The sequence below is a fragment of the Sporosarcina saromensis genome, from assembly GCF_033253735.1.
Taxonomy (GTDB): domain Bacteria; phylum Bacillota; class Bacilli; order Bacillales_A; family Planococcaceae; genus Sporosarcina; species Sporosarcina saromensis.
This window is the reverse complement of record NZ_JAUBDI010000022.1, coordinates 30,949-57,521: the sequence shown is the minus strand read 5'-3', so window position 1 is coordinate 57,521 and position 26,573 is coordinate 30,949. Positions and strand designations below refer to the sequence as shown.

Genomic DNA, 26,573 nt, shown 5'->3' with positions numbered 1-26,573 from the left:
GCCGATAGGATTGGAGCACGATTGAACCACATTCAAGCCGCATGATTCTTGTTTTTTGAAATACAATCTATAAATTCTGCCCTTGTTTGTATTTTTAAAAAGAGGAATTATGAAATCGATTCAGTTTTATAAGTATTACTCATATAACGTCAACTTCAACGTTACCGTCAATAATTCAAAATCACTATGTATTAACGGACTAAATAAATTTAGATATCAATAATAAAAAGTAACTCCTACGATTACAGCGAAATATGTAACATCATGGTGCAATCCACAAAATAAACAAATAGGCTAAATGCAATATTTTTGGAAGATGAAATGTGAAGGGAATGATTTGTTCATAAACTGTTCACAGTCAAATATCGCGTATTTTCCAGTTGAATTTGATACGATGAGGAAAGATTACGTAAAGGGGAGAGAATGATGGGTACAGATTTAAATATTTTCCTCGCTTTTGGAGCGGGCTTTCTCAGTTTCATATCGCCATGTGTCCTGCCATTATACCCGGCGTTCATATCTTACATTACCGGAATGTCCATTGAAGACTTGAAGTCGGATTCCAAACGCATGAGTCGTAACGGGATGCTTCACACTGTATTCTTTTTACTCGGATTTTCAGTCGTATTCGTCTTTTTGGGCTTCAGTACGTCTTTTGTAGGAAGTTTCTTTATCCAGTATAAAGATTTGTTAAGACAAATTGGTGCAATTTTCATCGTCCTATTCGGCTTAATGGTTATCGGGTTGTTTACACCGAAGTTCTTAATGAAAGAACATAAACTTCAGTTTAAAAACAGACCGGCGGGTTATTTAGGAACAGCTTTAATCGGGCTTGCATTTTCAGCAGGTTGGCAACCGTGCATGGGACCGATCATTGGTGCAATCATCGGCCTAGCAGCTGCTAACCCAAGTTCCAGTATGTTGTATATGATGATGTATGTATTAGGTTTTGCCATTCCATTCTTCGTCTTGTCATTTTTTATTACACGACTGGGCTGGATCAGAAGAAACAATCTTATGATCATGAAAATTGGTGGATATGTGATGATTGCGTTCGGTCTATTGCTGTTCTTTGACGGCATCACATTCATTACAAGTTTACTCAGTCCAATTTTTGGTGATTTCCAAGGGTTTTAATAACGTTTAATGCCGTTAAGCATGTAGCTTAACGGCATGTCTCATAGAAGTGGAGGAAAAGCCGATGAACGAAATCGGAAGTTTTGGCCAATGGTTGGAAGTATCAGCAACTGAAAAACAGCTATTATTGTTTGTGAAGACAGATCATTGTTCTGTATGTGAAGGGTTATATCCCCAAGTAGCAGCACTGCAAGACAATTATTCGTTTCCTTTTTACAAAGTAAATGTGGCAGTTGTTCCTGAAATGGCCGGGCAATTGTCATTATTCACAGCACCTGTCGTTCTTTTATTCCATGAAGGAAAAGAAACAGCTCGGTTCGCGCGGTTTGTTCAAATGGAAGAGCTGAAGCATCGTATGAATGAGCTTGCGGAGTGGGAGCGGAACGATGTTTAAACTGGAACAGTTCGTCGACTATGTTTTTAATGAAATTCCTTCCGTTTACTTAATTGTCGGCTCAACATTTGTCTTTCTTTTTATGGGAACACTTGCGTTTTTCGTACGTGCAAAGGCGGCAGAAAGACCGATTAATGCTAAACGGATCATTTTACCACCACTATTCATGTCAACCGGTGCATTCATGTTTTTATTTGAGGAATTCAGAGTACCGCTTGCACAAGTCATCGAGGCTTCTCTTGTCGGACTCGTTTTTTCATCAATATTAATCAAAACAACAAATTTTGAAGAACGAGACGGTAACCTCTATGTCAAGAAGTCGAAAGTGTTCCTCATGATTCTTTTGACGTTATTCATCATCCGGCTTATTGCTAAGTTCGTGTTAAGCAGTTCCATTGATGTCGGTGAGCTGGCAGGAATGTTTTGGATTTTAGCTTTTGCCATGATTCTGCCTTGGCGAATCGGGATGTTAGTGAAGTATACGAAAACATCCACAATGAATTGAAGGACATGTAACATATTTTCGTAATCAATATTTTGAATGAGCGGAAAATGAGGTTAAATACTTGTGGTTAAGTGTCGTAAGAGAAGTAAGAGCTATTGTACTTCTTATTTGACTCAGAACACCGTTTTGTAGGGGTCAAGTATAATGAGAACGCTTCTAATTGCCCGTCATCACCATTTTTGAGCACTTTCGGGTAATTAGAAGACCTCCATGTACCAACAGTATCACTTTAAGCGCATGTTAGACTTAATAAAAATGAATTTCCCCATGATCCAATAAGTTAAGTTTTTTATCTACTTATATCGTTCGTATAAGTGAAAGCATAAAAAAGAGGCCTCCGTTATACAATAACGGGTGCGGTTGATGGGGAGAAAACGCGTAAACGCAACTGAATTAGTAACCTAATTAGCATATGATTTAAACAACAATTATCAGTAGAAAAAGCAAGTAAAAACGCACAGACGTAAAACATTGTGCGTTTTTATTTGCCATATTTTCTTGTTATAGTTTTTCTCACTCCTCAATCAGGACAGTTAGTTGATCGTATTAATATAATAAACCAGTAATGTACCAGAGAATACGCACCAAATCCCTAAATCCACAAGAGTAATAATAAATTCTTGTTCTTCTCGTTCGTATTTATATTCAAAAATGGCTCGGATTATTTTTCCAAAAATAGAAATAGCAATGAACAAAGTGAGCCATACCAAATTCAGATTGAACAAGAAAAGAACAAAGACAATGACGCCTAAAACAACCAATGATATTTCTACCCATTTGTGTGTATCGTTCACATATCTAATTCTTCGCGGGTCAATAATGTTATATTTCTGTCTTATGAATTTTGTTAACATGGAATTGAAAATCACTATCAAAGCAATAAAAATATAGAACTTAAACATCTACACTCCCCCCTCCACTAGTAGTAACACCCCTTACTTATCTTTGTTCCTCAACCTGTGCCGTTTGTTGATTCATCTATTTTAACACGTAACCTCTAATCATTTTCAAAATATTCACTCGTGCCAAATAAGGTATTTTTACATTAACCATTTTATCCAGCAATTTAACAAGTGTTTTAACAAGGCAATTAGCTATGACGCATAAATGTACGTGCTATTGCTAATTCACTTCTAGTTTTAGTGCGAATTCTCTCATGGAAACAGCCCATACATTGCTAGTACAAAAAAACAGGGACACTCATTCATATGCGAATAGTGTCCCAAAATGTTAGGTCATTTAATGTTTTTCCCCGTGTACCGAACCTGTTTATTCTACAAGAGGACCTCTTTTTTCGTTTAATTAAATAAATGCTCATAGGGCGTCAGGTCGACTTCCATCGAATCCAACTTCCTGCGTAAAAATTTATGATCGCGTTTTGGTGTGGCGACGATGTAGCCGCGGATAATATGATCAAAGCCAATTGTGTTTGCTCGATCTTCTAAAGCAATTTGGCCGATTTTGGCAGCAATTTTCTGTTTAGCCACGTCACGGAACAATTCCGGTACGGGACTAACTAATTCGTTCAACATACTTTTCGCTTCATCATTCCAAAGATGAAGGGACTCATTGACATAATGTTCTTCCCAATCAAGTGTAGATTTGCCATCTGCTTTCGGAAACACTTTTAGGAACTTACGGAACATGAAAAAGCCGCCAATGCCGAATAACCCTACGAGTACAATGCACCAAAACAAGATGAACCACATAAACCAATCTTGCAACTGTCTTCACCTCTTCCATTCTACTACCCATTATAAGAGCATTTAAAAGAAATTACACGAACAATGTATCCTTTTCTGTATTTCGAAGCTATATAGTGTGTGAAAGGAGGGGATGACAAATGGCGACACTCGAATTTAGACACGCAGTTGGTAAAGTGTACTTTGACGGAGGTCAGACGGAAGACGGTAAGATGATCCGTAAATCGAAGTCCTATCGACACATCGTCGAAGACGTAACAGCAGATAGCCTGTACAACGCGCTATCGCAATTGGCTCAACTCTCTGCCTATCCATTTATTGGTGCAGAGAAAGTTGAAACAGCAGACATTATGAACTAATGGAAAAGGAGGAATGAACAATGGCAAAGACATTACAACTAAACTTCACAACAGCAGCGGGTAAGCAAGCATCCCTGACGGTGGACGAACCGAAAGAAGGTTTGACAGCGACTGAGGTGGAATTGGCAATGGAGCAAATCATCAGTGCAGGTGCATTTGAAGTCGATGGATCTCCATTTGCGGCGGTCAAAAGTGCGCGCATTATTGAGCGAAATGTCACCGAATTAGTATAAGCGTTATCGATTGGCTCTCCAGTTCCGTACTGGGGAGCTTTTATCATTCGAAGAGGAGGTAGTGAAAGATGGAACAATGGCTAAATTTCATACAGCAAATCGGGTTTCCGATTTTTGTATCCTTTTATCTATTGCACCGACTTGAGACAAAACTCGAAGCAATCCACAATGCGCTCGTTTCACTAAAAGTGAAGTAAACTTCACGGATCTGACAATGAATCGTCAAGAAGGAGAGGGTAGTGCGGTTGTTTGTAAATTGCCTATCCTCTATGATAAAGTAAACAGTGATGTGGAGGAATTTGTATATGCGAAAAAAAATAGTGTTTTCAGCAATGATGTCCATTATACTTCTATTGAGTGCATGTTCATTCGGTGGGTTTAAAGCAGACCACAAATATAAAATTGAGTCGTTTGAATTTACGAATCAGCACAATGAAAAAGTTTCGTTGGATAGCTTGAAAGGAACCGTTTGGCTTGCGCAATTTGTTTTTACGAATTGTGAAACCGTCTGTTTACCGATGATGGCTAATATGACTGATCTTCAGCAACAACTCCAAGATGAAGGAGTAGAAGATTATAAGCTCGTTTCTTTTAGTATCGATCCTCAAACAGACACACCCGAAGCATTGCAAACGTATTTGGACTCATTCGATCCAGTTGACCAAAGTAAGTGGGAAATGTTGACAGGATATAGCCAAAAAACAATTGAAAACTTTGCGATTGGTTCCTTTAAAACGTTTGTTAATAAAGCACCAGGTGAAGATCAAGTCGTGCACGGAACGGCATTTAGTTTAGTGAATAAAGATGGCGTTGCGGTGAAAACATATAACGGGGCAACAGAAGTTCCATATGAACAAATCATTAAAGATATGAAGGCGTTAATTAAACAAGACTCCGAGTCATGAGTAGGGGATAGAAAAGGGTGGTGCAGTGAAGAAACGTAAACAAAAGAAGATTTCGAACAAAACAAAACTGTTCATGATCATTTTGTTAGTGCCGATAGCTGTGACCACCTTCACGCTATCCGCCATCATTTGGACTAGCATACAACACCCTGAACTGATAAAGAAATCTGCAAGTACATTGCTGGAATATCAAGATCGGCACACGGCCACAACAATCCCAGAAGAGTATATCTCGATTTACAAGGATGCTGCAGAAAAATATAACATTCCATGGACATTGCTTGCTGCACATCATCGGATCGAAACACGTTTTTCCACGATGGATCCTTTACTATCGCCAGCTGGTGCAGAAGGGCATATGCAGTTCATGCCCTGTACATTTGTCGGTTGGTCGTATCCGGGTTGCAGTGGATTAGGTAAAGGTGACATCCCGGAAAAAGATAAAACCGATCCAGCGATCATTAAACAGCATGGTGGCTACGGCGTCGATGCGAATGGGGATGGAATTGCAGATCCTTACGATATTGAAGATGCGATTTTCAGTGCAGCCAATTATTTATCCAAAAGTGGTGCAGCTGATGGAGATATCGAAAAAGCGATTTTTCATTACAATCATAGTGATAAATATGTAGAAGATGTTCTTTGGTTTTTTAACGAATTCGAAAGTCAACGGCTTGCAAACGAATAAAAGAGAGCAACTAAGAGAAAACTCTTAGTGCTCTCTTTTTTTTTCATTCTCCTCATGTCGCTTTACGCATAGACTTCATAATGAGGCTTACAACGAACACGAGAATAATCGCACCTAACAATGCTGGTAAGATGTAAAAGTCCGATACTTTAGGACCCCATGAACCGAGCAACATGCCACCAATCCAAGCACCTACGATACCAGCAATGATATTACCGATAATGCCACCAGGGATATCTTTTCCTAAAATAAGTCCTGCAAGCCAACCGATAACGCCTCCAATAATTAAGAACCAAATAAAGCTCATTTTCCTTCATCTCCTTTTAGTAATTGATAATTGCTTACGTAGTATTTGAATATCCGATTATTTGATACCTCAAACATTTTCAGCAAAAAAAATTACTAAAGGGGATGTTTTTCATCGAACGATCGCTGCTCCTAATGTATGTTCGAAATGACGCAACGCCCAGTCATGTCCAGCTGGATCAAAGCTCGCAACACCTTTTTCATGAATGACGAGTTTGAATCCTTTGTTGTACGCATCAATAGCCGTATGCAAAATGCAAATGTCTGTACAAACACCCACAAGGTGCAATTCATTTATGCCACGTGCGCGTAGTTGAATTTCGAGAGGTGTACCTGCAAATGCACTATATCGTGTCTTGTCCATCCACAGTATTTCTTCTTTTCGTTCTTCATACAATGTATGAAGCTTTCCGTATAGATTCCGTCCAGTGGTCCCTTTAATGTTATGGGGAGGAAATAATTTTGACTCAGGATGAAAAGGATCATTCTCTTCATGAATGTCATTTGGCATAATGACTAAATTACCGTCATGTAAAAAGTCCTTCGTTAGATTCGTAATGTAATCTTCCAGGTCAATCCCAGGTTGTCCGCAAGTTAATGCGCCATCTTCAGCAACAAAATCATACGTATAATCAATCACTAACAACGCTTTTTTCAACAGTTCCCACACTCCCTTTTATTCTTTCAATACCTATCATGCCATACAAAGACAACTATATCAGTAATCCATCATTCAGAAAAGTTCAAACGATTGCACGTGAAATGTGTTCAGAATATACTTAAACTATAGATAGATTCATAAGGGGATGAAGAAGTGCACGACGCTTTAAAAGCATATGCATCATTGAAACGACCATTTGCAAGTCTTGACATGGAAGCGATGGATTGGAATATTGGCATGGTCAACAGGCTTTCAAAAACGAAGCAAGTCCGGATCGCAACAAAATCTGTTCGTTCTGTGGAGTTGCTTCACTATATCGCGCAAAAACTAACCAATCATGTGGGGTGGATGACATTTGATTGTGAAGAGACGCAGTTTTTACTTGAAAAAGGATTTGATAATTTTTTAATAGGCTATCCCCAAATTGAAAAAGCTGCAATTGCTTCGTTAGTTCCTTATATAGCAAATGGCTCAAAAGTCGTTTTTATGGTTGATTGTGAAGAACAACTTGCGTACTTGAATAAAATCGGAGAAGCATTCGAAGTCCGTTTGGACATTTGCTTAGACATCAACCTGTCTACTGAATACAAGTGGATGTATTTTGGAACAAGACGTTCTTCTTTACACACGCTAGAAAATGTCATGCGTTTATGTACGAAACAGCAGGAATACGAATGGACAGACATCGTTGGCATTATGGGCTATGAAGCGCAAATTGCAGGTGTTACAGATCAGTCGTCTTCAAAGTGGCAGACCCCTGTCATCCGCATGTTGAAGCAACACTCCAAAAAGAAATTGGCTCAATTCCGGCAAGAAGTCGTTCGTGAAATGACGAAGTCTTGTCCTTCCATCCAATTTGTCAATGGAGGCGGCACAGGAAGTATCGAGTTTACTAGTCAAGCAGAAGAAGTGACTGAATTAACGATCGGTTCCGCATTTTTTTATCCTGCATTATTTTCGAGATATGACCACACACCCTATGAACCGGCGATGACGTACGCATTGCGTGTGACGCGGAAACCGAGCGAGCAAATTGTCGTTTGTCATGGCGGGGGCTATGTAGCATCAGGCGCGACCGGTGTGGATAAAAATCCAGTTCCGTTATGGCCGCCCAACCTCACTTTATTGAAACATGAAGGAGCAGGGGAAGTCCAAACGCCTTTATATGATAAAGACCGCACGTTGAAAATTGGCGACACGGTATTTTTCCGTCATGCAAAAGCAGGGGAACTATGTGAACATTTCACTGAAATTCATGCGCGACGAGGTGATCGATATGTAAAAACATTTAAAACGTACAGAGGTGAGGGGAGATGCTTCATATGATGCGTGGCAAACGGGAGTATTGGCAAAATTGGGCTGAAAATCTTTCTGCACAACCTGAAAGCTTTCATTACCCACAAACAATTGAAGAAGTGCAACAAATCATTGACAGTTGCAGAATTCGCGGAAAAACGTTAAAGGTCGTAGGAGCCAGCCATTCATTTAGTGCGGTTGCCAAACCTGACGAAGAAGCACTCTCTTTGGAAGAAATGAGAGGACTCATTGCAGTCGATCGTTCCTTGATGGAAGCGACGTTTTGGGCGGGTACATATTTATATGAAGCGGCACCACTGTTAGCATCCGCCAATATGGCTTTTGAAAATATGGGGGACATACAAGAACAGACGATTGGGGGAGCAATTAGTACAGGCACACACGGAACTGGTAAATACTTAGCATCCCTCTCCAATCAAGTCGTCGCTTGGACTTGGGTGGACGGAAACGGTCAAATTCGACATCACCGTCGAGAGGATGACGATTTATCGAAAGCGTTAAGCATCTCACTTGGGCTATTAGGTGTCCTCGTCAAAGTAACAATACGAACGGTTCCGCTTTACAGCCTAGCCGTCACAACAGAAAAAAAGTCTTTTACACAGGCAAAGGCTGCGTGGACAAACGCACTTGAAGCTCATCGGCATATCGAATGGTTTTACTTTCCAGGAGTTGAAACCGTACAAGTGAAGTCAATGAACATGATTCCATTGGCCAAGCAAAACTTCCGATCTAAATCTCTTGAATTCATTAAAGATGGTGTCATTGAAACGGTCGGTTTTAAACTGATGTCTGAAATGGTCCGTGTGAAGCCACGCCTTTCAAGAAAGGTGACAAAATTTGCCGCCGCGACCATTCCGACGGGTAGTAAAGACGGCTATTACTACGAAATGTTTCCGTCAAACAGACTTGTAAAATTCACAGAATGCGAATACGCGATTCCGCTTGTTGACTTTGAAGCGTGCATGGAAGAAATGCATGACTTCCTAAAAGCGCATCCGTTTTATGTGCATTTTCCAATCGAGTGTCGGGTGAGCGCAGGGGAAGACGCTTTTCTAAGCCCTACGCAAGGTGTGGATGTCGCTTATCTTGCCTTCCATATGTACAAAGGGATGGACAACGGTCCGTATTTTAAATGGGTGGACACGCTTATGAAAAAGTACCGTGGCCGTCCCCATTTTGGGAAATTAAACACGTTAACTTCGAACGATACAAAAAAGCTTTATCCGCATCTTGAACACTTTCATGCCGTAAGAAGACAGTGTGATCCACAAGGCATATTTCTTACAGACTATATGAAAGGCCTTTTGTAAACAAAAAAATCCAGAAAATCGGCAAATTATCAGCTAAATTGATGTTTTAGATAGAAGAAATAGGTTATAAGATGGATGACGGGAAAAAGGCTGGTTACGGAATTGTTAACGTCTTTAATGAGAAAAATGCCTACTCATTGACCGCTGTCGCTAGCTAGCTTACATTGTCGACAACTATTTTCTAAGTCATTACTTTTTCTTATGAAAGACTATAATTTTTAAGTATTTTACTTATGAACGTAGCTGTATTATGATGTAATAGAGAAAAGATGCTTATTTACAGCCTTTTCAGTAGATAAAGGGAGGAATACACACATGGCTAAAAGTAATTTGCATAACAGCCGCAAATCGTTTGAGCTCAATGGTAAGACGTATAACTATTACCATATTAAAGCGCTTGAAGATGCAGGCATTGCGAATGTTTCCAAACTGCCTTACTCAGTAAAAGTGTTACTTGAATCCGTCTTACGCCAATATGACGGCTATGTCATCAAAGATGATCATGTTGAAAACCTGGCAAAATGGGGCAAAGATGCGGATAAGGATGCAGAAGTGCCATTCAAACCATCACGCGTCATCCTACAAGACTTCACAGGTGTACCTGTAGTCGTTGACCTTGCAGCGCTTCGTTCTGCAATGGCAAAAATGGGTGGAAACCCTGACAAAATCAACCCGGAAATCCCGGTTGACCTCGTCATCGACCACTCCGTACAAGTTGACCGTTACGGTTCCGATGATGCATTGCGTCTGAACATGGAACTTGAGTTTGAACGGAATGCTGAACGTTACCAATTCTTAAGCTGGGCACAAAAAGCGTATGACAACTACCGTGCAGTACCACCTGCAACAGGTATCGTTCACCAAGTAAACTTGGAATACCTTGCAAGTGTCGTTCATGCGATTGAAAATGAAGATGGTACATTTGAAACATACCCAGATACACTCGTTGGAACTGACTCCCACACGACAATGATCAATGGGATCGGTGTCCTTGGATGGGGTGTTGGTGGTATTGAAGCAGAAGCAGGAATGCTTGGTCAACCTTCATACTTCCCAATTCCAGAAGTTATCGGTGTAAAACTAGTAGGGGAACTTCCAAACGGAACAACTGCTACTGACCTTGCGTTGAAAGTAACGCAAACATTACGTGCGCATGGTGTTGTTGGTAAATTTGTTGAGTTCTTTGGACCAGGTGTATCTAAATTGCCACTTGCAGACCGTGCAACGATTGCCAATATGGCACCTGAATACGGCGCAACTTGCGGTTTCTTCCCGGTAGACGAAGAGTCACTTGACTACATGCGTTTAACAGGACGTGACGAGGAGCACATTCAAGTCGTCAAGAAATACCTTGAAGAAAACGATATGTTCTTCACAGTCGACAATGAAGATCCGACGTATACGGAAGTTCTCGAAATCGACCTTACGAAAATTGAAGCAAATCTTGCAGGTCCAAAACGTCCACAAGATATGATTCCACTTTCTGATTTACAACGTTCTTTCAAAGACTCCGTTGTAGCACCTGAAGGCAACCAAGGATTCGGCCTAACGCCAAAAGAATTTGACAAGAAAGCAACTGTCAAGTTTGAAGATGGACGTACGGTTGGTATGAAGACAGGTGACCTTGCAATTGCTGCGATTACGTCTTGTACAAATACATCCAACCCTTACGTTATGTTAGGTGCTGGACTTGTTGCGAAAAAAGCTGTTGAAAAAGGACTTACACCTCCTGCATACGTGAAAACTTCACTCGCACCAGGTTCAAAAGTCGTTACAGGTTATTTACAAGACTCCGGTCTGAATGAATACTTGGATCAAATCGGCTTCAATACAGTCGGTTATGGCTGTACGACATGTATCGGTAACTCCGGGCCATTGCTCCCTGAAATCGAGAAAACGATTATCGATAACGACCTTCTCGTGTCTTCGGTCCTTTCTGGTAACCGTAACTTTGAAGGCCGTATCCACCCACTTGTGAAAGCAAACTACTTGGCATCACCGCCACTCGTTGTTGCCTATGCACTTGCAGGTACAGTCGATATCGATTTTGAGAAGGATCCAATCGGCAAAGCAAAAGACGGTACAGATGTGTACTTCAAAGACATTTGGCCATCCACTGAAGAAGTACAGGAAGTCGTTAAAGCGACTGTTACACCTGAACTCTTCCGTAAAGAATATGCGCGTGTTTTCACTGAAAACGAAGCATGGAACGCAATCGAAACGACTGACGATTCCTTGTACGATTTCGATGAAAACTCAACATATATCCAAAACCCACCGTTTTTTGAAGGACTCTCTAAAGAGCCTGCGGATATCCAAGCGCTATCAGGACTTCGCGTCATCGGTAAATTCGGTGATTCCATTACAACGGATCATATCTCTCCTGCAGGTGCGATCGGTAAAGATACACCAGCTGGAAAATACTTGCGTGAGCGCGGCGTAGAGCCTCGTTACTTCAACTCATACGGTTCCCGTCGTGGTAACCACGAAGTCATGATGCGCGGTACATTCGCAAACATCCGTATCCGTAACCAAATTGCAAAAGGTACAGAAGGTGGATTCACTACGTACTGGCCAACAAAAGAAATTATGCCAATTTATGATGCAGCGATGAAGTATCAAGAAGACGGCACAGGCCTTGCAATCATTACTGGTAAAGATTACGGAATGGGCTCTTCACGTGACTGGGCTGCAAAAGGTACTTCCTTACTCGGCATCAAAACAGTCATCGCTGAAAGCTACGAGCGTATCCACCGTTCGAACCTAGTCATGATGGGCGTTCTTCCACTTCAGTTCATGAATGGCGATAGCGCTGAATCACTTGGCCTAACAGGTGAGGAAGAAATTAGCGTAAACATTGCAGAAGGCGTAAAACCACGTGACATTCTAAAAGTGACGGCAACTGCAAAAGACGGCTCTGTTAAAGAGTTCGACGTATTAGCACGTTTCGACTCCGACGTAGAAGTAGACTACTACCGTCACGGCGGAATCCTTCAAATGGTTCTTCGTGATAAAATGAAGAATAACTAATAAGCATATCAAAGGCGTCCGATAAAATCGGGCGCCTTTTTAAATCTAAATTTAAAATAATGTACAATTGCTTTCCGTTCCAGGCGGACACGGTCATGGCATCCGCTCACTACTTCCTGCTCGTAATTACTCATGCTTTTCTTTACTTTTTTTAACACTCAATTGATGAAAATAGACAAAATACGGTTAAAAAATTAGGTGGATGTAGATTTTGGATTGACATAGTCAATATAGCCGCATATAATACAATACAATGAAGTTTCTATAAACAAGCTATGAGAAGGACATGAATCATTTCGGAAGCTTTACCAGAGAACAGGACCTTGGCTGGAAGTCCTGTAGCGAAAGAAGTAATTTACCACCTTTAAGCTATCGTAGAGGACTGCGTAGGGCAGGAAACTACGATCGGGAGACCGTTATCGATTGAGCGCTGCGCTTTTTAAGCATGGCGAAATTTGGGTGGCACCACGACCGCATTCGTCCCTTTATTGGGGAGAATGCGGTCTTTTTTATTTAATCCAGCTACGGCGCTAACTTCTAGGGTCATAAGCCAGCACTGCTGCACGGCAAAAAGCGCCGTTTCGCATGTCCGTCTTATGCCTGTCGCAGCAAAAGCGCAGCGTTACGAGCAGTTATAGCGAGCGACCTTCGCTTTTTATAACAAGCGTTAAGAAGGACATGAATCATTTTGGAAGCTTACCAGAGAACGGGACCTTGGCTGGAAGTCCTGTAGCGGAACAAGTGATTTACCACCTTTAAGCTATCGTAGGGGACTGTTTATGCAGGAAACTATGATCGGGAGACCGTTATCATTTGAGCGCTGTGCCTTTTTAGCACAGCGAAATTTGGGTGGCACCACGACCGCATTCGTCCCTTTACGAGGGAGGAATGCGGTCTTTTTTTTTATTTATATACAACTAATAAATGGGAGGAATTATAATGTCAGTAGAAATGGATATCGAAAAAAGGAATCATCGTAAATTGGGCCAGGAGCTTGAATTGTTTATGGCGTCAGAAGAAGCGCCGGGTATGCCGTTTTATTTACCAAAAGGGATGGTGTTACGGAATGAGTTGGAGCAATTTTGGAAACGGAAGCATCAGGAGGCAGGCTATGAGGAAATTAAAACGCCAATTATGATGAAGCAGGGGCTTTGGGAGCAATCCGGCCATTGGGATCATTACCATGAGAACATGTATTTTTCGGATGTGGATGAACAGCAGTATGCATTGAAACCGATGAATTGTCCGGGGGCGATGCTTATATATAATCATAAACGTAGAAGTTATCGAGAACTCCCAATTCGATACGCGGAATTAGGATTGGTCCACCGCCATGAATTATCGGGATCCTTGAATGGACTATTGCGAGTACGCGCATTTACACAAGACGATGCGCATCTATTCGTTCGAAAAGATCAAATTGAAAGGGAAGTGGATCGGGTATTGGACTTGATTGACGAGATTTATTCGGAATTCGGTTTCAGTTATGAAGTCGAATTATCGACAAGGCCCGAAAATTATATGGGCTCCATCGATTTATGGGATGAAGCTGAACAGTCATTGGGAGAGGTGTTGAAACAGCGGGGAATGGCCTATCGTATTAACGAAGGAGATGGAGCGTTCTATGGTCCTAAGATAGATTTTCACATACTGGATTCTTTAGGGCGGAGCTGGCAATGCGGAACAGTACAACTTGACTTCCAAATGCCCGAGAAGTTCAATTGCCGGTACATTAATGAAAAGAATGAACTTGAATACCCGATCATCATTCATCGTGCCATTTTCGGTTCAGTCGAAAGATTCCTTGCAATTTTGGTTGAGCACTACGCAGGAGAGTTCCCATTATGGCTCGCACCAGAGCAAGTAAGAATCATTCCAATTGCAGATAAGCATGTTGCTTATGCTGATGAATTGAAAAAGGAGCTTGCATCAAAGGGATTCCGTGTTAACGTGGATAACCGGGCTGAAAAGATGGGGTTGAAAATTAGGGAATCGGAGAAGCAGAAGGTACCTTTTATGATGATTGTTGGTGATCAGGAAGTTGAAAATCAAAAGGTTTCTGTCCGGAAGCGGAAAGAAGGGGACCTTGGACAGTTAGCCATTGATGATATCTTGGATTTATTAAAAGTAGAATAAGAAAAGATTGTCGTTTGTGCACTCTTTCCTTATTTACCTCGTGTTAGTCGGAATGTACGAATTCAATTTTAGTTCCTTCGTACATTCCATTTTCAAATTGATACGTAATATGAAAACTCCCTATATATCCACCAACAGGTGAGATTTGTGCACCGATGATGGCCGTTAATTGATTATCGATCACTTCAAATCGTATCAAGTTTTCAGTAACAATCTCGGAAAATAGATTCTTTGGTTCAATCCCTAAATTGTGTATCTTTTGGTCCGTCTTTTCATTATCAATCGTAATGGTAGCTTCCGATTTGGTTATTTTGTTTTCACGTTCTTAAGAAGAATCGCTAATAGATTATCAACAATCATTTCCCTATAAACATCTCCAAAATTTGTTTCAGTATTATGTAATACATGAACATCTTGAAGGATAATGCCGGTACCGTACCCTTTTGTTAGAATGATAATTAATTCTTTTTCTCCATCTTGATTAATATCACGATAAATCAGTTGCGGCCAATACGACTCATTCGATACATTAATCCAAAACGGGAAGTGTTGAATACTTCCATTCGCCCCTAAACGGAAATTTTCCAAATTGCCTTCTCTTTTAGTCGCATATAAATAGATATTTACTTACGGTAATTTCCCAACAACTTTTTCAATGGCCATAGATTTCTCTGGTTTTATCATCAGCACTATCAAACAGGCTGCTACGCAACATACTAACACTCGATTCATACAACACCTCTTTATCGTTTAATTTAGTATGAGTAAAATATTTTTAAAAATTGAAGGATATATACTACAAGTGAAAGATGATACGTTGCCTTAGACATTATAAAAAAACACTAAGTTGCACAAACAGCAATTCACCCATCTCTTTTGTATAATAGTCAGAGAGGTGAAGACAATGTTTGTCAGTGAAAAAGAAATAGAAATCCGGTATGCGGAGACGGACCAAATGGGCGTCGTCTATCATGCCAACTACTTAGTCTGGATGGAAATTGGTCGAACGAGCCTTATACAGGATTTAGGTTTTACATACGCAGGTCTTGAGTCGGAGGGCTATCTTTCCCCTGTTATCGACTTGTCGATTCAATATAAGGCAGCTATGAGATACGGACAGAAAGCGACCGTTCGGACGTGGGTTGAATCGCATGGTAAACTACGTTCAGTATACGGCTACGAAATTCTTCATGAAGATGGAACGGTTGCAGCAACCGCCACTTCTGAACATATTTTAGTGAAAAAGGACAGTTTTAGACCAGTATCGTTACGGAAAATCGATCCAAAATGGGATGCGAAATATACGGAAATCCAACGGGCAGCAGACTGATGGCGTTCGGCATCGATCGAGATGAATTGAAACAATGGAAATTGGCGGTTCGTTCTGGCGAGATGGCTTTTCTAACGCATTACTGGCTAGATGATCGTTTTCCAGGTTGCAAAACCGTCACGAAAGCAGGTTGTGCGAATGTGGAAAGACTAAAGGATTGGGGTAAGACGTACGGATTGAAACCTGAATGGATTGACTATAAACCCGGCTTTCCTCATTATGATTTGTTTGGCAAAGTAGAACTTCAAGTATTGATGGACGAAGGGCTTATGGAACAAATTAACCGTTTCAGTTTGCTTGAAACACGAGAGACGACTTGACAGATGGATTCATTGAATGAATAAAGTAGTGTTCATTCAAATTTCTTTTGCTACATATAACAACTACACCATGGAGACCAAAGTACAAGGGGGCAACCTTTGTGCTTTTTTCTGTTGTTCGCAATGCTAACCGAGTGATTCGCCTAATTGCTCAAAAGGTGCGCCGCATACGATTACATAAAGGCGAATGTCCAACTGAAAGGTGTTGTCCTGGATGGAATCGATTTTATTTATCGAATCCGCGCGGTCGGGTTCAAGCCGTGAAGCATTAGCGGCAGCTACTCGGTTAGGCTTTACACCCATCCTCCTAACATGTAAAAAGCGGTTTTTATGTCAGTTTGATGCAAGTACTCAAATCTATTGTTTAGATCATATAAATGAGCGCGTGATTCGGGAGACGATTCAAGAACTTCGGCAAAAAGGCTATATGATTCGTGCAATTATGAGCTTTGTAGACCCGTATGTCTCAATGGCGGCTACACTTTCTAATGAATATTGCCAATCCGCTATTTCCGTAGAGGCGTTGAAGGTCCTAGAAAATAAATGTGAAACACGTAACGTATTAAGAACAAATTCTACGTCTATTTCCTATGAAGCTTTTATTCCTTCCGCAATCCAACCTTCATTTTCTACGACCGATAGAAAATTCCCACAAATATTAAAGAAAGCTACATCAAACGGTTCAAAAGATCTCTATAAAATTGAAACAGCGGAGCAATTGGAAGCAATAATCGAAAAAATTACGATGACCAATGGCTATGAACAATGGCTCCTTGAAGATTATGTCGAAGGGATTCAATACATTATCGAGTTGGCTGTATACGAAGGAATTCCGAACGTTATTGCGATCATTCAACAGGAAATTACACATGACGTAACGTTTGTCGTGACCGGATATGACGTTTGTATGACGATCGAACCGAAAATGGAGAAAGAATTAACTTCTGCGGTCGATGAAATCATTCGAGATATCGGTTTGTATCACGGCACTTGCCACTTAGAAATGCGCTATACAGATCGGGGGTGGAAACTCATTGAAATAAATCCGAGAATATCGGGTGGGGCAATGAACCGCATGGTGGAAGAAGCGTTTGGTATTTCGATTGTGGAGGAAACGATCAAGTTGTTTATTGGTAAAGAACCAGATTATCACAAAAAGAAAATGCAACCCGTTTATACATCCTATATAACGCTTGCAAAGGCAGGCTATTTATTACAAATAGAAGGTGCAGAACATGCGAAAATGACACCAGGAATGATTGAGTTGAACGTATCTGCAGCGATTGGATCCCTGGTGATGCCTGCGTTGTCGATGGGGTGTCGCTATGGGTATGTTATGGCGAAAGGGAATTCCCAAGAAGAAGCGAAAAATCGTGCGGAACATGCGGCAAACTTACTGACGTTTTATTTGGAACCGATTGAATGAACATCCATACATAGAAGCGGAGGGATATACGTTGGATACTTGCTGTATTTGCAAAGAGATGGAAAAATTGCTGAATGAACAAAAGTTGTTGGAGAACTTCGGGAAAGATTGCCGGTACTTGCAGCTGCCAAGAAAGATGGATACAATTCCATTCCTGTTAGTCAATACTGACAAATTTAGCCACTTCCAAGCGATGTACAATAGAGGACTGACACCTTTTTTCAGAATAGAAAGCCTGATACCTTCAACCTGTTGCGCAAAACTTCGATTGCTGAAACCTTCTAACCTTGCTGGTCGGTATACGAATTGTGTAAGTGATTTGTATACGTTGCAAAAGACTGATGTGTGTATCCACGTCAACCTCTGTTGCTTCGTTGCCATTGAATCATTAGCGCCTCAACTTGTTGACAGAACGCCTCCTTTCATGGAAGTGAAAGTATAGGAAAGTTTCATGCTCTATGCGCGTGTCCTTGTCATAAACGCAAACACTTGCATGTACTAGAAGGAGCTGTCAACGAGAAAGGGAGTTTGCGAATGACGATTATTGGGATGTTGCACCATCGGAAAGATCCGACAACCGTCGTGAAAGCTTATGCATTTGCGGCAATCGCGGCGGCAGAGGGTGCACAATTTTATTATTTTTCACCGGGAGAAGTCAATTTTGTGAATCGTACCATTAAAGGACAAGTATATGAAAATGGGAAGTGGACGACGAAAATCATGCCGTTTCCGGATGTCATTTATAATGCGGGCAGTCCAGAGAAATTGGCAAAATCGAAGAACATTATGAAGAAATTGAAAAATGACATTCCGTTCACAACGCATTCGATTGGAAATAAGTGGAGCGTGAGTAGGCGACTAAAAGAAGCAAAAGACTTTGCAAGCTATTTAATCCCAACAGAAGTTGTGAAACATGCCGATCATTTCCTTCATTATATGAGTGCGTTTGAGAAAGTTGTTTTCAAACCAATCGATGGTCGAAAAGGGCAAGGGATTTATTTTATCGTGAAAGATGAAGAACAGTTTGTCGTAAGAGGACACGGTTTCTATCGTACATTTTCTACCGCACAAATCGAAGAATTCATCGCCAATCAACTGGAAAAGGAAACATTTATCGTTCAACCTTACATTCAATCTGTTACAAAAAGTGGCCAAGTGTTTGATTTCCGTCTACACGTACAAAAAGATGGAAATGGGGAATGGGTCATAACGACAATTTACCCTCGTGTTGCGCCGAAAGGCTCCATTATCGCGAACATTAATAGTGGCGGCTACACAAATTATTTAGATCCCTTTTTGGAACAGGAATTCAAGCAAGACGCCTATAATATTCGAAAAAAACTAGAATACTTTTCCTTAGCCTTGGCAAAACATCTTGATGAGTTGCAAATGGAGAAGTTTGGTGAAGTCATCGATGAAATCGGTGTCGATATTGGGATGGACGATAACCAAAAAATCTGGATTTACGAAGTGAATTGGCGTCCCGGCTGTCCTCCAACGTTTTACTTGGAAATGGATGTCGTGAAAAACACCATTCAATATGCAATGTATCTTGCAAACAACCAAGAAGTCATCAAGAAAAAAATTCGAGCAGTTAAACGAAGCCGTGCAAAACAACAGGACCAAATTCCAATCATCGGGATTACAGGAAGTGCTGGGAAAACGACAACGAAAGCGTTTCTCGCCTCAATCTTGTCAAAGAAGTGGAACGTTTTCGAATCAAAAGATTATTGGAATACAACGGAACATACAAAAAAGCATGCCGCAGAAATTAATGCTTCCCACCAGGCAGTCGTCCTTGAATATGGGATGGCTTATCCAGGAGTCATTACAGAACATTGCAACATCATTAAACCAAATATGAGTATTGTTACGAACATTGGCTTGGCGCATGTCGGTAACTTCAACGGGGACCCTCGCGGCGTTGCGAAAGCAAAGTCTGAACTAATTCACGGGATGGACCAAACTGGAATTCTTTGTGTTAATCGGGATAACGACAATTCAAAATACCTCGAAACGGACAATTTTAAAGGGAAGATTGTTACAGTAGGAATTCATCGCCATGCCCATTATCGTGCATATGACGTTCAATATGCAGAAAACGGCATGAACTTCAAAATGAAGCTTCACAACGAAGAAATTGAGTTGTTCATACCGATCTTTGGTGAACATCACATCTATAATGCTCTGTCGGCCATTGCGATTGCTGATCAGTTAGGCTTCACACCAATGGAAATCAAAACAGGACTCATTTTCAAGAAGCCGCCGAGACGGTTAACAATTTACGACTGCAAAGACCAAATTAAACTAATCGACGATACAGTCCATTCCCATCCTGAAGGGGTCCGTGCTGCGATAGACGTTCTGACAAACATCGCAAAAAAACGTAAAATCGCCATAATCGGTCAAATGCGCGAACTCGGCAACTTGCGTGAGGCGGAATACCAAAAAGTTGGGGAGTATGTTCAACAGCAAGGAATTGACATCTTGATCACTTACGGTTTCAGAACAGAAGAAATCGGGGCGCATGCGATTGCTAAAGGAATGAAAGCAAGTAACGTTCACCATTTTACAGACCGCGAAAAACTCCATGCGTTACTGAAAGATTTGCTCCAAAAAGAGGATACGATTCTTATTAAAGGGGCAAGTAAAACAAACATGTTTGAAACGGTACAATTCATCGATCGGACATTTCGATAACAAGAGAGGACTCCCAATCCACTGGAGTCCTCTCTTTTAATGATCCTGTAAATGAAATTGTATTTCTTTCGCAGCTTTCTTCGCAATCACTTTGGCACTTGACATTGTTCGTCCTTTCGCAATGACATACGCGTACCGATGTCCCATTGATAGGGGAGGTACGAGTAGCGAGCCTTTTTTAGGTTTCACATACACTTCAACGACACCGTCCATCTTTCTCGCGCGGTTTTTTCCGGTCACTTTTTCTAAGATTCCTTTCTCTTGAACGATGACGTATTGCGTGAAAATGAAGTGCTTATGTTGGTGCTCAAGTTGAGGACGTTCGCCTAAGTATAGTTTTAGTGTTTCTTCAGCGAGATTAAAACCAAATGCGGCTTGCAGCATGTTGTTCATAGCACCTCCGGAAATGCGGGGATTAATTTCAATTAACCGCCATTCATTGTTCACGAAACGCATCTCTACGTGAAGTGCTGCATTTTCAATCGCAAATTTTTCAACAATCGATTGTAATACTTTCTCAATACCTTCTGTTAAGTGTCTAGGAATGGTTGCTAGAACCCCATATCCTGTAATAATGAATCGTTTACCGAATGTGATTTCCTGCTCGATGACACCGGCGATGTGTATTTGTTTCCGATGAACGATCGCTTCTACTAAATATTGTTGCCCTTCAATGAATTCTTCGATCATGACCGCTTCGTCTTCGTTCTTTTCTTGTAATTTACGTACATGGGAACGTAATTGGTCCAAGTTTTCAGCTCGAAGCACATCTTTTGAACCGGTCGATGATGATGATTTTACGATGAGCGGGAAGCCTTTAAAGGTTTTAATCGTCTGTAAGTCTACTTGCTCATTCGGCGTTATCGTTACGAATTTCGGTGAAAAAGGTAGCCCGTCTAACAATGAACGGGTGCTTGCTTTGTTCTCCATTACTTCGGCAGTAGAGGAAGATAAGCCGTTCGGACAGAACACTTCGCATAGTTTTAATGCGATAGACACATGTGAATCGATGAAACTAACGATTGTCTTGATGTCATTTCCTTTTTTCTGAAGTGAGACAATCTCCTTTTTCATCGCTGGTAGGTCAGTTGTATCGATGAAAATCATTTCATGTACGTCAACATACTCATGCCGTTGTTCAAGTTGTCTCTCTTTATGTGTAAATAAGACCGTAAAATAGCCGAGTTTTACCGCCGCTCTGATCGCTTCTCTACTCGACCCGGATTTATTTGAGCCGATAAAAATGATCGTTTTCAAAATGTCAACCCCTTCATATATAAGACAGTCTATATAGGTTATGAGGAGAATTTCAATCTGTATGGTTATACACCCTATAGGCGGCTGACTGAATGAAAAAAATTGCTCGGGTGTTTCGTACAAGCTACATGACTGCGAGGGACATAAAATAATAAAAGCGAAAGGAGTGAAAAAATTGAAGCCACTATCCATACGATATATACGAAAACTGATTACGGGAACAGTACTGCAAGGAAGTGAAGAATTGCTCATACAACATGGCGCATATCGACTAAAGCAAGTACGTCAACGCAATACGATTTTGTTCATTAAACGAAAAATCGTTGATTGGGAGCGTTTAAAGCCGTTTTTTCCAATTGCCATTGTAACTGACAAACCACTGAAAACCGCTTATAAAGAAGTGACCATAGTAAAAGTAGATGATGTCGATGTCGCTTATTGGAAATTTGTCCGCAACTATCGGTCGATGATGAATATTCCAATCATTGCAGTTACCGGTACTTCTGGAAAAACGACAACAAAGGAAATGATCTATCATTTGTTATCGGGCCATCTATCCGTTGCGCATACAAATAGTACGAACAATTCACGTACCGCCCATTTGATGCATCTACTAAGTATAGATGAAGAGACGGAAGCAGCCGTGTTTGAAACGGCTGTAGGCGCTCCGGGAGATTTAACGAATGCGGCAGCCTATTTACAACCAACTATCGGGATTATTACGAATATTGGCGAACATCATCTGAATTATTGTAAAACGATCGAAGGGTACATTGCTGCAAAAGGTGAGATGCGTAAAGCGTTGGAACCGGATGGTTTATTAATTGTAAATGCAGATGATGCCAATACGAGGAGATTGGAATTAGAAAAATTTAAAGGCACGCTACTTACTTTTGGGATTAAAAACCGGAGTGATTTTCGAGCAGAAGATCTGGCCTATTCAAAAAATGGCATGTATATGACCGTTCTTCATCAAGGGAAACGTTATCGCATGTATGTACCAGGACTAGGCGAACACCAAGTGTATAACGCACTTGCGGCAATTGCAGCAGTATCGTTGGTAGGAATGGATATGTCTAGTATTGCTGAACGTTTAAGAACGTATGAACCGATGAATAAACAAGTGCAAGTGCTGCAAGGGATGAATCAATCAACCATCATCGATGATACGTGGAGTATAACGACTACTTCACTAGGGGCTGCGTTAAAAGTGTTGCAGGCAATCGGGAAAGAAAAAAAGAAAATTGCTGTCATCGGGACGATTACGGATTTAGGGTCCTGGGGTTACATTATCCATGAGCAGGCAGGGAAAATGCTTGCGACTAGTGGAATTGATGTACTGATTACAGTTGGTGAACATGCACGAATCATGGCGGATGTTGCGAAAAGAATGCATTCTGTGCCTGAAGTTCATGCGTGTAGTAATCATCATTCGGCGTACTTGTTGTTGAAAGAACGGATGAACAAAGGGACGATTACACTCATTAAAGGCGATATGTATAGCGAATCGATCAAAGAGTTAGCGCAACTGATTCGAAAAGACGATGCGGGTCAACCGCCTATATAAAGAACGCCAACGTTTTGTTAGCTCAGATAGGACAAACACCAAGGGCTAACACAGCAAAGCTAATATAGTAAAGATGAAAGGGAGGGATTAGTGTGGGATTAGAATGTTTATGTGGTGTTAAAATAGATGCCTTTTCTTGTATGCATCAAGTGATGTTTGAAGAGCAACAAGGGACTATACGAGGTGACTTGACGTATTACGCCGACGTCTGTGTAACGACGTTAGCAGCATCGTTCTTATCACTAGATTTTGAAGACACCGAAACATGTGGAGGAAAAAACAGTTTCCTGTTTGTCTCTAACGCGATTACTTCTGTCGAATGTGACCAACAAGGTCAGAATTGTGAAGTGACTGTGAGTGGCAGCGGTGTTGTGAACAATGTCCAGTATCCATTTACCGCCGTTTTTGTCGATCAAACACCGATGGCAAACGTGGACCTTGTCAAAAGTTTTGTCATAACTGGCTTTTTTGATCAGAACGGGACTGTACCAGTTGCACAAGGTTCAGTTCAAGCGCTCGGTTGTGAATGAATTGATTGGCCATAGTTGTCTTCCTACTGATGGATGGAGGAGGTGGTGAGAATTTGATGAAAGTGCTTTCTGGCAGATATGGCTATTATCAACTGTTGCAAAAAAATGCCAACATACGAACACAGTTAGTCGAGACACATCTCTTTTCGCAGGCTAGTTTAACAATGTGCTTAGAGAAATCCAACAACCTATTGATTCGACCGTTAGTTGGACCTTCCTGTATGCAAGTGAGACGTTTTGGAAGTGACGAATATGAAGTGGAGCGTAAAGGAGAGAAGATCCAATGTAGCGATCTTCCTACACTTTATCAAGTAATCCATGAAAACCTGATTGACAAAAAACAATATGTCGTACAATCTTTCCCACTTGAAGAGCCCATCCACCAACGTTCTTTTTATACCCTTCATCGAAAAACACAGTTTGCTAATTGGCATGTCCTTCACAAAACAACGAGTAGACAAGGAAATGAAATCAAACGATATGATTTGTTCAGACAATGGAATTTAATGAACGTGTTACTCGAAATAGGCGAGACACTTGGCGAAGCTTTTCCTCGCTGTTCAACCGTTGTCGTCGAAATCATCAATTCCGAAACTGATTTTTTATGTATCGATACGGTTGTTCATTATCGAAATAGTAAATGGAGCCAATTCCATTCCTTAGGAAACAAGTGGTTTTCCCGTTCGTTTATTCCTAAAACTGACCTCTGTACAAAATGGACTGTAGAACAATTTCTTCACAAAATGAACGATGTCATTTTAAAACCATGCATTGGGCAACAAGGGAAAGGAATTGTGAAAATCCACGTGACAACAAGTCGCACCTACGAAGTGCAGTATAGAAACAAAAAAACAATTTTCCAAACGTTTGAAGAATTGTATCGCCACTTGGAACGAACGTATTTAACGAAAAATGACTATTTGATTCAGCAATTCATCCACTTACGGACGGTCGATCAATGTCCATATGACATCCGGGTCATTACACAACTGGATAGAGGCAAATGGTTAGTGACAGGCATGCTCATAAAAGTGGCTGCGCCGGAATATTTTGTGACAAATCGTGCACAGAAGCTCTTAACGATCGATACTTTGCACGATTTTTCATTAGATAGAAGTAAGAAGGCCATTGAAAAACTTTGTCTAAAAGCATCCAAAATATTGGAAGAGCGTACTGCGCCGTTAGGAATGATTGGCTTTGATGTCGGTATGGATGCTAACGGCAAGCTATGGATATTGGAAGCGAATTATACACCTGCGCTGTCGATGTTTTATGGACTAGGGAATAACGAAATGTATGAGAACATCCATCATTTCATTCGATTGAAAAAGAGCAACGAAATTGAGTAGAAAGGAGTGAAAATGTGAAGCCATTACAAGTTAAGGATATTAAAAGACTCTTGAAAGGTGAACTCGTAGCAGGTCATGTCGATTGGGCGGTTCACGAAGCCATCTATTACAAACGGCATGAACATGCAAAAAGACATACGTTACTATTTGTTAGCAGAGTCGATCACGTCGATTGGACGTTAATTAATGCAAAAGGCCCTTCACTCGTAATTACCGATTTACCCGTCGATTCGTTACCGACATCCCTTACACAGACGACGATTTTAAAAGTACAAAGCCTCGTACAATCGTATTGGAAATTCATCAACTATTACAGGAATCTATTCAATATTCCTGTTGTGACAATTACCGGGACATGCGGCAAGACGACGACGAAAGAAATGCTTAAGCATATGCTAAGTTTTGACAAAAAAATCGAAACGTCCATTAGTAGCCAGAACGAACCGCGAAGATCTTTCCCCTATTTATTGAAAATAGACGACGATACCGAAGCTGCAGTGTTTGAACATGGGCTTGGCAACTCCGGGAATATTAAACACCAGTGCATGATCTACCAACCGACAATTGGCATTTTGACGAATATCGGTGTGCATCATTTAGATGGTTGCAAAAATCTGGAAGGGTATATAAAAGCTAAAGGAGAAATTGTTGAAGGAATTCGGGAAGGTGGAACACTAATTCTGAACGCGGACGATGAAAATACGAAGAAAGTCCGTTTAGATATGTTTAAGGGGAAAATAATCTATTTTGGGATTCGCGAAAAGGCGACGATTACGGCAACTTCAATCGTGTATGGAAATAAGGGCATGCATTTCACGGTGCAATTTGAGGGGAGAGCGTTGAAAGCCTATGTGCCTGGCTTAGGGGAACATCAAGTGAGTAATGCGTTAGCGGCACTGGCAGCAATGCATGAATTAGGGGTAGATCTCGAACTGGCAATTAGACGTTTACGCACCTATAAAGAAATGGAGCGGCACTTGGAAGTGTCTACAGGAATCAAAGGGAGTACAATCGTGGACGATACATGGACAAATAATCCAACGTCTGTGAAGGCGGCGCTCAATGTCATCGATTCAATTGGGAAAGATAAAAAAATTGTACTCATTTTAGGTGACATTAACCGTCTTGGTAACTTCGAAAAGAAATACCATCAGGAAATCGGCAGTCTCATCGCCTCGCGAGAGATTCACACACTCGTTACAATCGGGAAAAAGGCAGAAGAAATTGCCCGTCAGGCGAAAAAGGACGGGAGCAACGCAATGATAAAAATGTATGAAAGTGCAAAAGAGATTGGCCACCAACTAGATCATGTAATTGATGCTGATTCTGTTGTATTGCTAAAAGGCCCGATGTCAAGTCGAGCGATGATCGATTTTGCGAAAAGTTTAAAACGATGAGGTAAAAAAAAGA

General features: G+C 41.0%; 28 protein-coding genes. 21 read left to right on the top strand and 7 right to left on the bottom strand.

What is annotated here, in order from left to right; all coding sequences use genetic code 11:
* Positions 1–426: 426 nt before the first annotated feature.
* The 3 genes from QT711_RS16740 to QT711_RS16730 all read left to right on the top strand — a co-directional run bounded on the left by QT711_RS16740 (position 427) and on the right by QT711_RS16730 (position 2,036).
* Complete coding sequence (locus QT711_RS16740; protein ID WP_317946157.1) at positions 427–1,137, top strand: cytochrome c biogenesis CcdA family protein; 711 nt, start codon at positions 427–429, stop codon at positions 1,135–1,137.
* Positions 1,138–1,201: 64 nt separating this feature from the next.
* On the top strand, positions 1,202–1,531 hold the full coding sequence (locus QT711_RS16735; protein ID WP_317946156.1) for a thioredoxin family protein: 330 nt from the start codon (positions 1,202–1,204) through the stop codon (positions 1,529–1,531).
* Positions 1,524–2,036, top strand: coding sequence for a CcdC family protein (locus tag QT711_RS16730; protein WP_317946154.1), 513 nt, complete (start codon positions 1,524–1,526; stop codon positions 2,034–2,036). The genes QT711_RS16735 and QT711_RS16730 overlap by 8 nt, the downstream gene beginning before the upstream one ends.
* A 533-nt stretch (positions 2,037–2,569) precedes the next feature.
* On the opposite strand, the gene QT711_RS16725 is transcribed toward QT711_RS16730, so the two are convergent.
* Both QT711_RS16725 and QT711_RS16720 read right to left on the bottom strand, forming a co-directional pair.
* Positions 2,570–2,938: a DUF4181 domain-containing protein gene (locus tag QT711_RS16725; protein WP_317946152.1), complete on the bottom strand. Its 369-nt coding sequence runs from the start codon at positions 2,936–2,938 to the stop codon at positions 2,570–2,572.
* Positions 2,939–3,334: 396 nt separating this feature from the next.
* Positions 3,335–3,745, bottom strand: a complete 411-nt coding sequence (locus tag QT711_RS16720) for a DUF2621 domain-containing protein (protein ID WP_317946162.1) — start codon at positions 3,743–3,745, stop codon at positions 3,335–3,337.
* Between the two features lie 134 nt (positions 3,746–3,879).
* On the opposite strand from QT711_RS16720, the gene QT711_RS16715 reads away from it, so the two are divergent.
* From QT711_RS16715 to QT711_RS16695, 5 genes are all read left to right on the top strand, one after another.
* Complete coding sequence (locus QT711_RS16715; RefSeq protein WP_317946150.1) at positions 3,880–4,098, top strand: DUF1659 domain-containing protein; 219 nt, start codon at positions 3,880–3,882, stop codon at positions 4,096–4,098.
* A gap of 20 nt (positions 4,099–4,118) precedes the next feature.
* Complete coding sequence (locus tag QT711_RS16710; protein ID WP_317946148.1) at positions 4,119–4,331, top strand: DUF2922 domain-containing protein; 213 nt, start codon at positions 4,119–4,121, stop codon at positions 4,329–4,331.
* Positions 4,332–4,399: 68 nt separating this feature from the next.
* Positions 4,400–4,528, top strand: a complete 129-nt coding sequence (locus QT711_RS16705; protein ID WP_317946147.1) for a YvrJ family protein — start codon at positions 4,400–4,402, stop codon at positions 4,526–4,528.
* 108 nt (positions 4,529–4,636) lie between these two features.
* Positions 4,637–5,236, top strand: coding sequence for an SCO family protein (locus tag QT711_RS16700; protein WP_317946145.1), 600 nt, complete (start codon positions 4,637–4,639; stop codon positions 5,234–5,236).
* Between the two features lie 25 nt (positions 5,237–5,261).
* Positions 5,262–5,924, top strand: a complete 663-nt coding sequence (locus QT711_RS16695) for a lytic transglycosylase domain-containing protein (protein ID WP_317946143.1) — start codon at positions 5,262–5,264, stop codon at positions 5,922–5,924.
* 52 nt (positions 5,925–5,976) lie between these two features.
* Here QT711_RS16695 and QT711_RS16690 read toward each other — a convergent pair whose 3' ends face one another.
* Together QT711_RS16690 and QT711_RS16685 are read right to left on the bottom strand one after the other, a co-directional pair.
* Entirely contained in the window at positions 5,977–6,231 is a 255-nt protein-coding gene (locus QT711_RS16690) for a GlsB/YeaQ/YmgE family stress response membrane protein (RefSeq protein ID WP_317946142.1), read from the bottom strand.
* A gap of 111 nt (positions 6,232–6,342) precedes the next feature.
* Entirely contained in the window at positions 6,343–6,888 is a 546-nt protein-coding gene (locus QT711_RS16685; RefSeq protein WP_317946141.1) for a cysteine hydrolase family protein, read from the bottom strand.
* A gap of 156 nt (positions 6,889–7,044) precedes the next feature.
* Between QT711_RS16685 and QT711_RS16680 the strand changes: the two genes are divergently transcribed.
* From QT711_RS16680 to thrS, 4 genes are all read left to right on the top strand, one after another.
* Positions 7,045–8,217, top strand: coding sequence for a type III PLP-dependent enzyme domain-containing protein (locus tag QT711_RS16680; protein ID WP_317946139.1), 1,173 nt, complete (start codon positions 7,045–7,047; stop codon positions 8,215–8,217).
* Positions 8,214–9,518, top strand: coding sequence for a D-arabinono-1,4-lactone oxidase (locus QT711_RS16675; protein ID WP_317946138.1), 1,305 nt, complete (start codon positions 8,214–8,216; stop codon positions 9,516–9,518). The genes QT711_RS16680 and QT711_RS16675 overlap by 4 nt, the downstream gene beginning before the upstream one ends.
* Positions 9,519–9,833: 315 nt before the next feature.
* Complete coding sequence (gene acnA, locus QT711_RS16670) at positions 9,834–12,548, top strand: aconitate hydratase AcnA (RefSeq protein WP_317946136.1); 2,715 nt, start codon at positions 9,834–9,836, stop codon at positions 12,546–12,548.
* Positions 12,549–13,487: 939 nt separating this feature from the next.
* A complete protein-coding gene (gene thrS / locus QT711_RS16665; RefSeq protein WP_317946135.1) occupies positions 13,488–14,684 on the top strand; it encodes a threonine--tRNA ligase in 1,197 nt (398 codons plus the stop codon).
* A gap of 43 nt (positions 14,685–14,727) precedes the next feature.
* Here the strand turns inward: thrS and QT711_RS16660 are convergent, their stop codons facing one another.
* Both QT711_RS16660 and QT711_RS16655 read right to left on the bottom strand, forming a co-directional pair.
* Positions 14,728–14,883, bottom strand: coding sequence for a hypothetical protein (locus QT711_RS16660; protein WP_317946133.1), 156 nt, complete (start codon positions 14,881–14,883; stop codon positions 14,728–14,730).
* A gap of 107 nt (positions 14,884–14,990) precedes the next feature.
* Positions 14,991–15,272 carry a hypothetical protein gene (locus QT711_RS16655; RefSeq protein WP_317946131.1) on the bottom strand — a complete coding sequence of 94 codons (282 nt, stop codon included), beginning with the start codon at positions 15,270–15,272 and terminating at the stop codon, positions 14,991–14,993.
* Positions 15,273–15,588: 316 nt separating this feature from the next.
* Here QT711_RS16655 and QT711_RS16650 point away from each other — a divergent pair, with 316 nt between their 5' ends.
* The 5 genes from QT711_RS16650 (at position 15,589) to QT711_RS16630 (ending at position 20,460) form a co-directional block, all read left to right on the top strand.
* Positions 15,589–16,014, top strand: coding sequence for an acyl-CoA thioesterase (locus tag QT711_RS16650; RefSeq protein ID WP_317946130.1), 426 nt, complete (start codon positions 15,589–15,591; stop codon positions 16,012–16,014).
* Positions 16,014–16,334 carry a hypothetical protein gene (locus QT711_RS16645; protein ID WP_317946129.1) on the top strand — a complete coding sequence of 107 codons (321 nt, stop codon included), beginning with the start codon at positions 16,014–16,016 and terminating at the stop codon, positions 16,332–16,334. Before QT711_RS16650 ends, QT711_RS16645 begins: the two co-directional genes overlap by 1 nt.
* A gap of 214 nt (positions 16,335–16,548) precedes the next feature.
* A complete protein-coding gene (locus QT711_RS16640) occupies positions 16,549–17,760 on the top strand; it encodes an ATP-grasp domain-containing protein (RefSeq protein WP_317946127.1) in 1,212 nt (403 codons plus the stop codon).
* Positions 17,761–17,818: 58 nt separating this feature from the next.
* The gene (locus QT711_RS16635) at positions 17,819–18,202 is read left to right on the top strand and encodes a CotY/CotZ family spore coat protein (RefSeq protein ID WP_317946126.1); all 384 of its coding nucleotides are present in this window, start codon (positions 17,819–17,821) and stop codon (positions 18,200–18,202) included.
* 92 nt (positions 18,203–18,294) lie between these two features.
* Positions 18,295–20,460: a YheC/YheD family protein gene (locus tag QT711_RS16630; RefSeq protein ID WP_398296300.1), complete on the top strand. Its 2,166-nt coding sequence runs from the start codon at positions 18,295–18,297 to the stop codon at positions 20,458–20,460.
* Positions 20,461–20,496: 36 nt separating this feature from the next.
* Here QT711_RS16630 and QT711_RS16625 read toward each other — a convergent pair whose 3' ends face one another.
* Positions 20,497–21,717 (bottom strand): ATP-grasp domain-containing protein, encoded by a 1,221-nt coding sequence (locus tag QT711_RS16625; RefSeq protein WP_317946123.1) that lies wholly within the window; start codon positions 21,715–21,717, stop codon positions 20,497–20,499.
* A 175-nt stretch (positions 21,718–21,892) separates the two neighbouring features.
* Here QT711_RS16625 and QT711_RS16620 point away from each other — a divergent pair, with 175 nt between their 5' ends.
* From QT711_RS16620 to QT711_RS16605, 4 genes are all read left to right on the top strand, one after another.
* Entirely contained in the window at positions 21,893–23,284 is a 1,392-nt protein-coding gene (locus QT711_RS16620) for a Mur ligase family protein (RefSeq protein WP_317946121.1), read from the top strand.
* Between the two features lie 140 nt (positions 23,285–23,424).
* A complete protein-coding gene (locus QT711_RS16615; RefSeq protein ID WP_317946120.1) occupies positions 23,425–23,814 on the top strand; it encodes a hypothetical protein in 390 nt (129 codons plus the stop codon).
* Positions 23,815–23,843: 29 nt separating this feature from the next.
* The gene (locus QT711_RS16610) at positions 23,844–25,163 is read left to right on the top strand and encodes a YheC/YheD family protein (RefSeq protein WP_317946119.1); all 1,320 of its coding nucleotides are present in this window, start codon (positions 23,844–23,846) and stop codon (positions 25,161–25,163) included.
* 14 nt (positions 25,164–25,177) lie between these two features.
* Positions 25,178–26,560 carry a UDP-N-acetylmuramoyl-tripeptide--D-alanyl-D-alanine ligase gene (locus QT711_RS16605; protein WP_317946118.1) on the top strand — a complete coding sequence of 461 codons (1,383 nt, stop codon included), beginning with the start codon at positions 25,178–25,180 and terminating at the stop codon, positions 26,558–26,560.
* The last annotated feature ends 13 nt before the right edge of the window (positions 26,561–26,573 follow it).

What these genes read in the sequence shown, in the direction of transcription:
- QT711_RS16740 (WP_317946157.1), top strand. Translation starts at nt 427, where the DNA reads ATGGGTACAGATTTAAATATTTTCCTCGCTTTTGGAGCGGGCTTTCTC.
- QT711_RS16735 (WP_317946156.1), top strand. Translation starts at nt 1,202, where the DNA reads ATGAACGAAATCGGAAGTTTTGGCCAATGGTTGGAAGTATCAGCAACT.
- QT711_RS16730 (WP_317946154.1), top strand. Translation starts at nt 1,524, where the DNA reads ATGTTTAAACTGGAACAGTTCGTCGACTATGTTTTTAATGAAATTCCT.
- QT711_RS16725 (WP_317946152.1), bottom strand. Translation starts at nt 2,938, where the DNA reads ATGTTTAAGTTCTATATTTTTATTGCTTTGATAGTGATTTTCAATTCC.
- QT711_RS16720 (WP_317946162.1), bottom strand. Translation starts at nt 3,745, where the DNA reads ATGTGGTTCATCTTGTTTTGGTGCATTGTACTCGTAGGGTTATTCGGC.
- QT711_RS16715 (WP_317946150.1), top strand. Translation starts at nt 3,880, where the DNA reads ATGGCGACACTCGAATTTAGACACGCAGTTGGTAAAGTGTACTTTGAC.
- QT711_RS16710 (WP_317946148.1), top strand. Translation starts at nt 4,119, where the DNA reads ATGGCAAAGACATTACAACTAAACTTCACAACAGCAGCGGGTAAGCAA.
- QT711_RS16705 (WP_317946147.1), top strand. Translation starts at nt 4,400, where the DNA reads ATGGAACAATGGCTAAATTTCATACAGCAAATCGGGTTTCCGATTTTT.
- QT711_RS16700 (WP_317946145.1), top strand. Translation starts at nt 4,637, where the DNA reads ATGCGAAAAAAAATAGTGTTTTCAGCAATGATGTCCATTATACTTCTA.
- QT711_RS16690 (WP_317946142.1), bottom strand. Translation starts at nt 6,231, where the DNA reads ATGAGCTTTATTTGGTTCTTAATTATTGGAGGCGTTATCGGTTGGCTT.
- QT711_RS16675 (WP_317946138.1), top strand. Translation starts at nt 8,214, where the DNA reads ATGATGCGTGGCAAACGGGAGTATTGGCAAAATTGGGCTGAAAATCTT.
- acnA (WP_317946136.1), top strand. Translation starts at nt 9,834, where the DNA reads ATGGCTAAAAGTAATTTGCATAACAGCCGCAAATCGTTTGAGCTCAAT.
- thrS (WP_317946135.1), top strand. Translation starts at nt 13,488, where the DNA reads ATGTCAGTAGAAATGGATATCGAAAAAAGGAATCATCGTAAATTGGGC.
- QT711_RS16650 (WP_317946130.1), top strand. Translation starts at nt 15,589, where the DNA reads ATGTTTGTCAGTGAAAAAGAAATAGAAATCCGGTATGCGGAGACGGAC.
- QT711_RS16645 (WP_317946129.1), top strand. Translation starts at nt 16,014, where the DNA reads ATGGCGTTCGGCATCGATCGAGATGAATTGAAACAATGGAAATTGGCG.
- QT711_RS16640 (WP_317946127.1), top strand. Translation starts at nt 16,549, where the DNA reads ATGGAATCGATTTTATTTATCGAATCCGCGCGGTCGGGTTCAAGCCGT.
- QT711_RS16635 (WP_317946126.1), top strand. Translation starts at nt 17,819, where the DNA reads ATGGAAAAATTGCTGAATGAACAAAAGTTGTTGGAGAACTTCGGGAAA.
- QT711_RS16630 (WP_398296300.1), top strand. Translation starts at nt 18,295, where the DNA reads ATGACGATTATTGGGATGTTGCACCATCGGAAAGATCCGACAACCGTC.
- QT711_RS16615 (WP_317946120.1), top strand. Translation starts at nt 23,425, where the DNA reads ATGCATCAAGTGATGTTTGAAGAGCAACAAGGGACTATACGAGGTGAC.
- QT711_RS16610 (WP_317946119.1), top strand. Translation starts at nt 23,844, where the DNA reads ATGGATGGAGGAGGTGGTGAGAATTTGATGAAAGTGCTTTCTGGCAGA.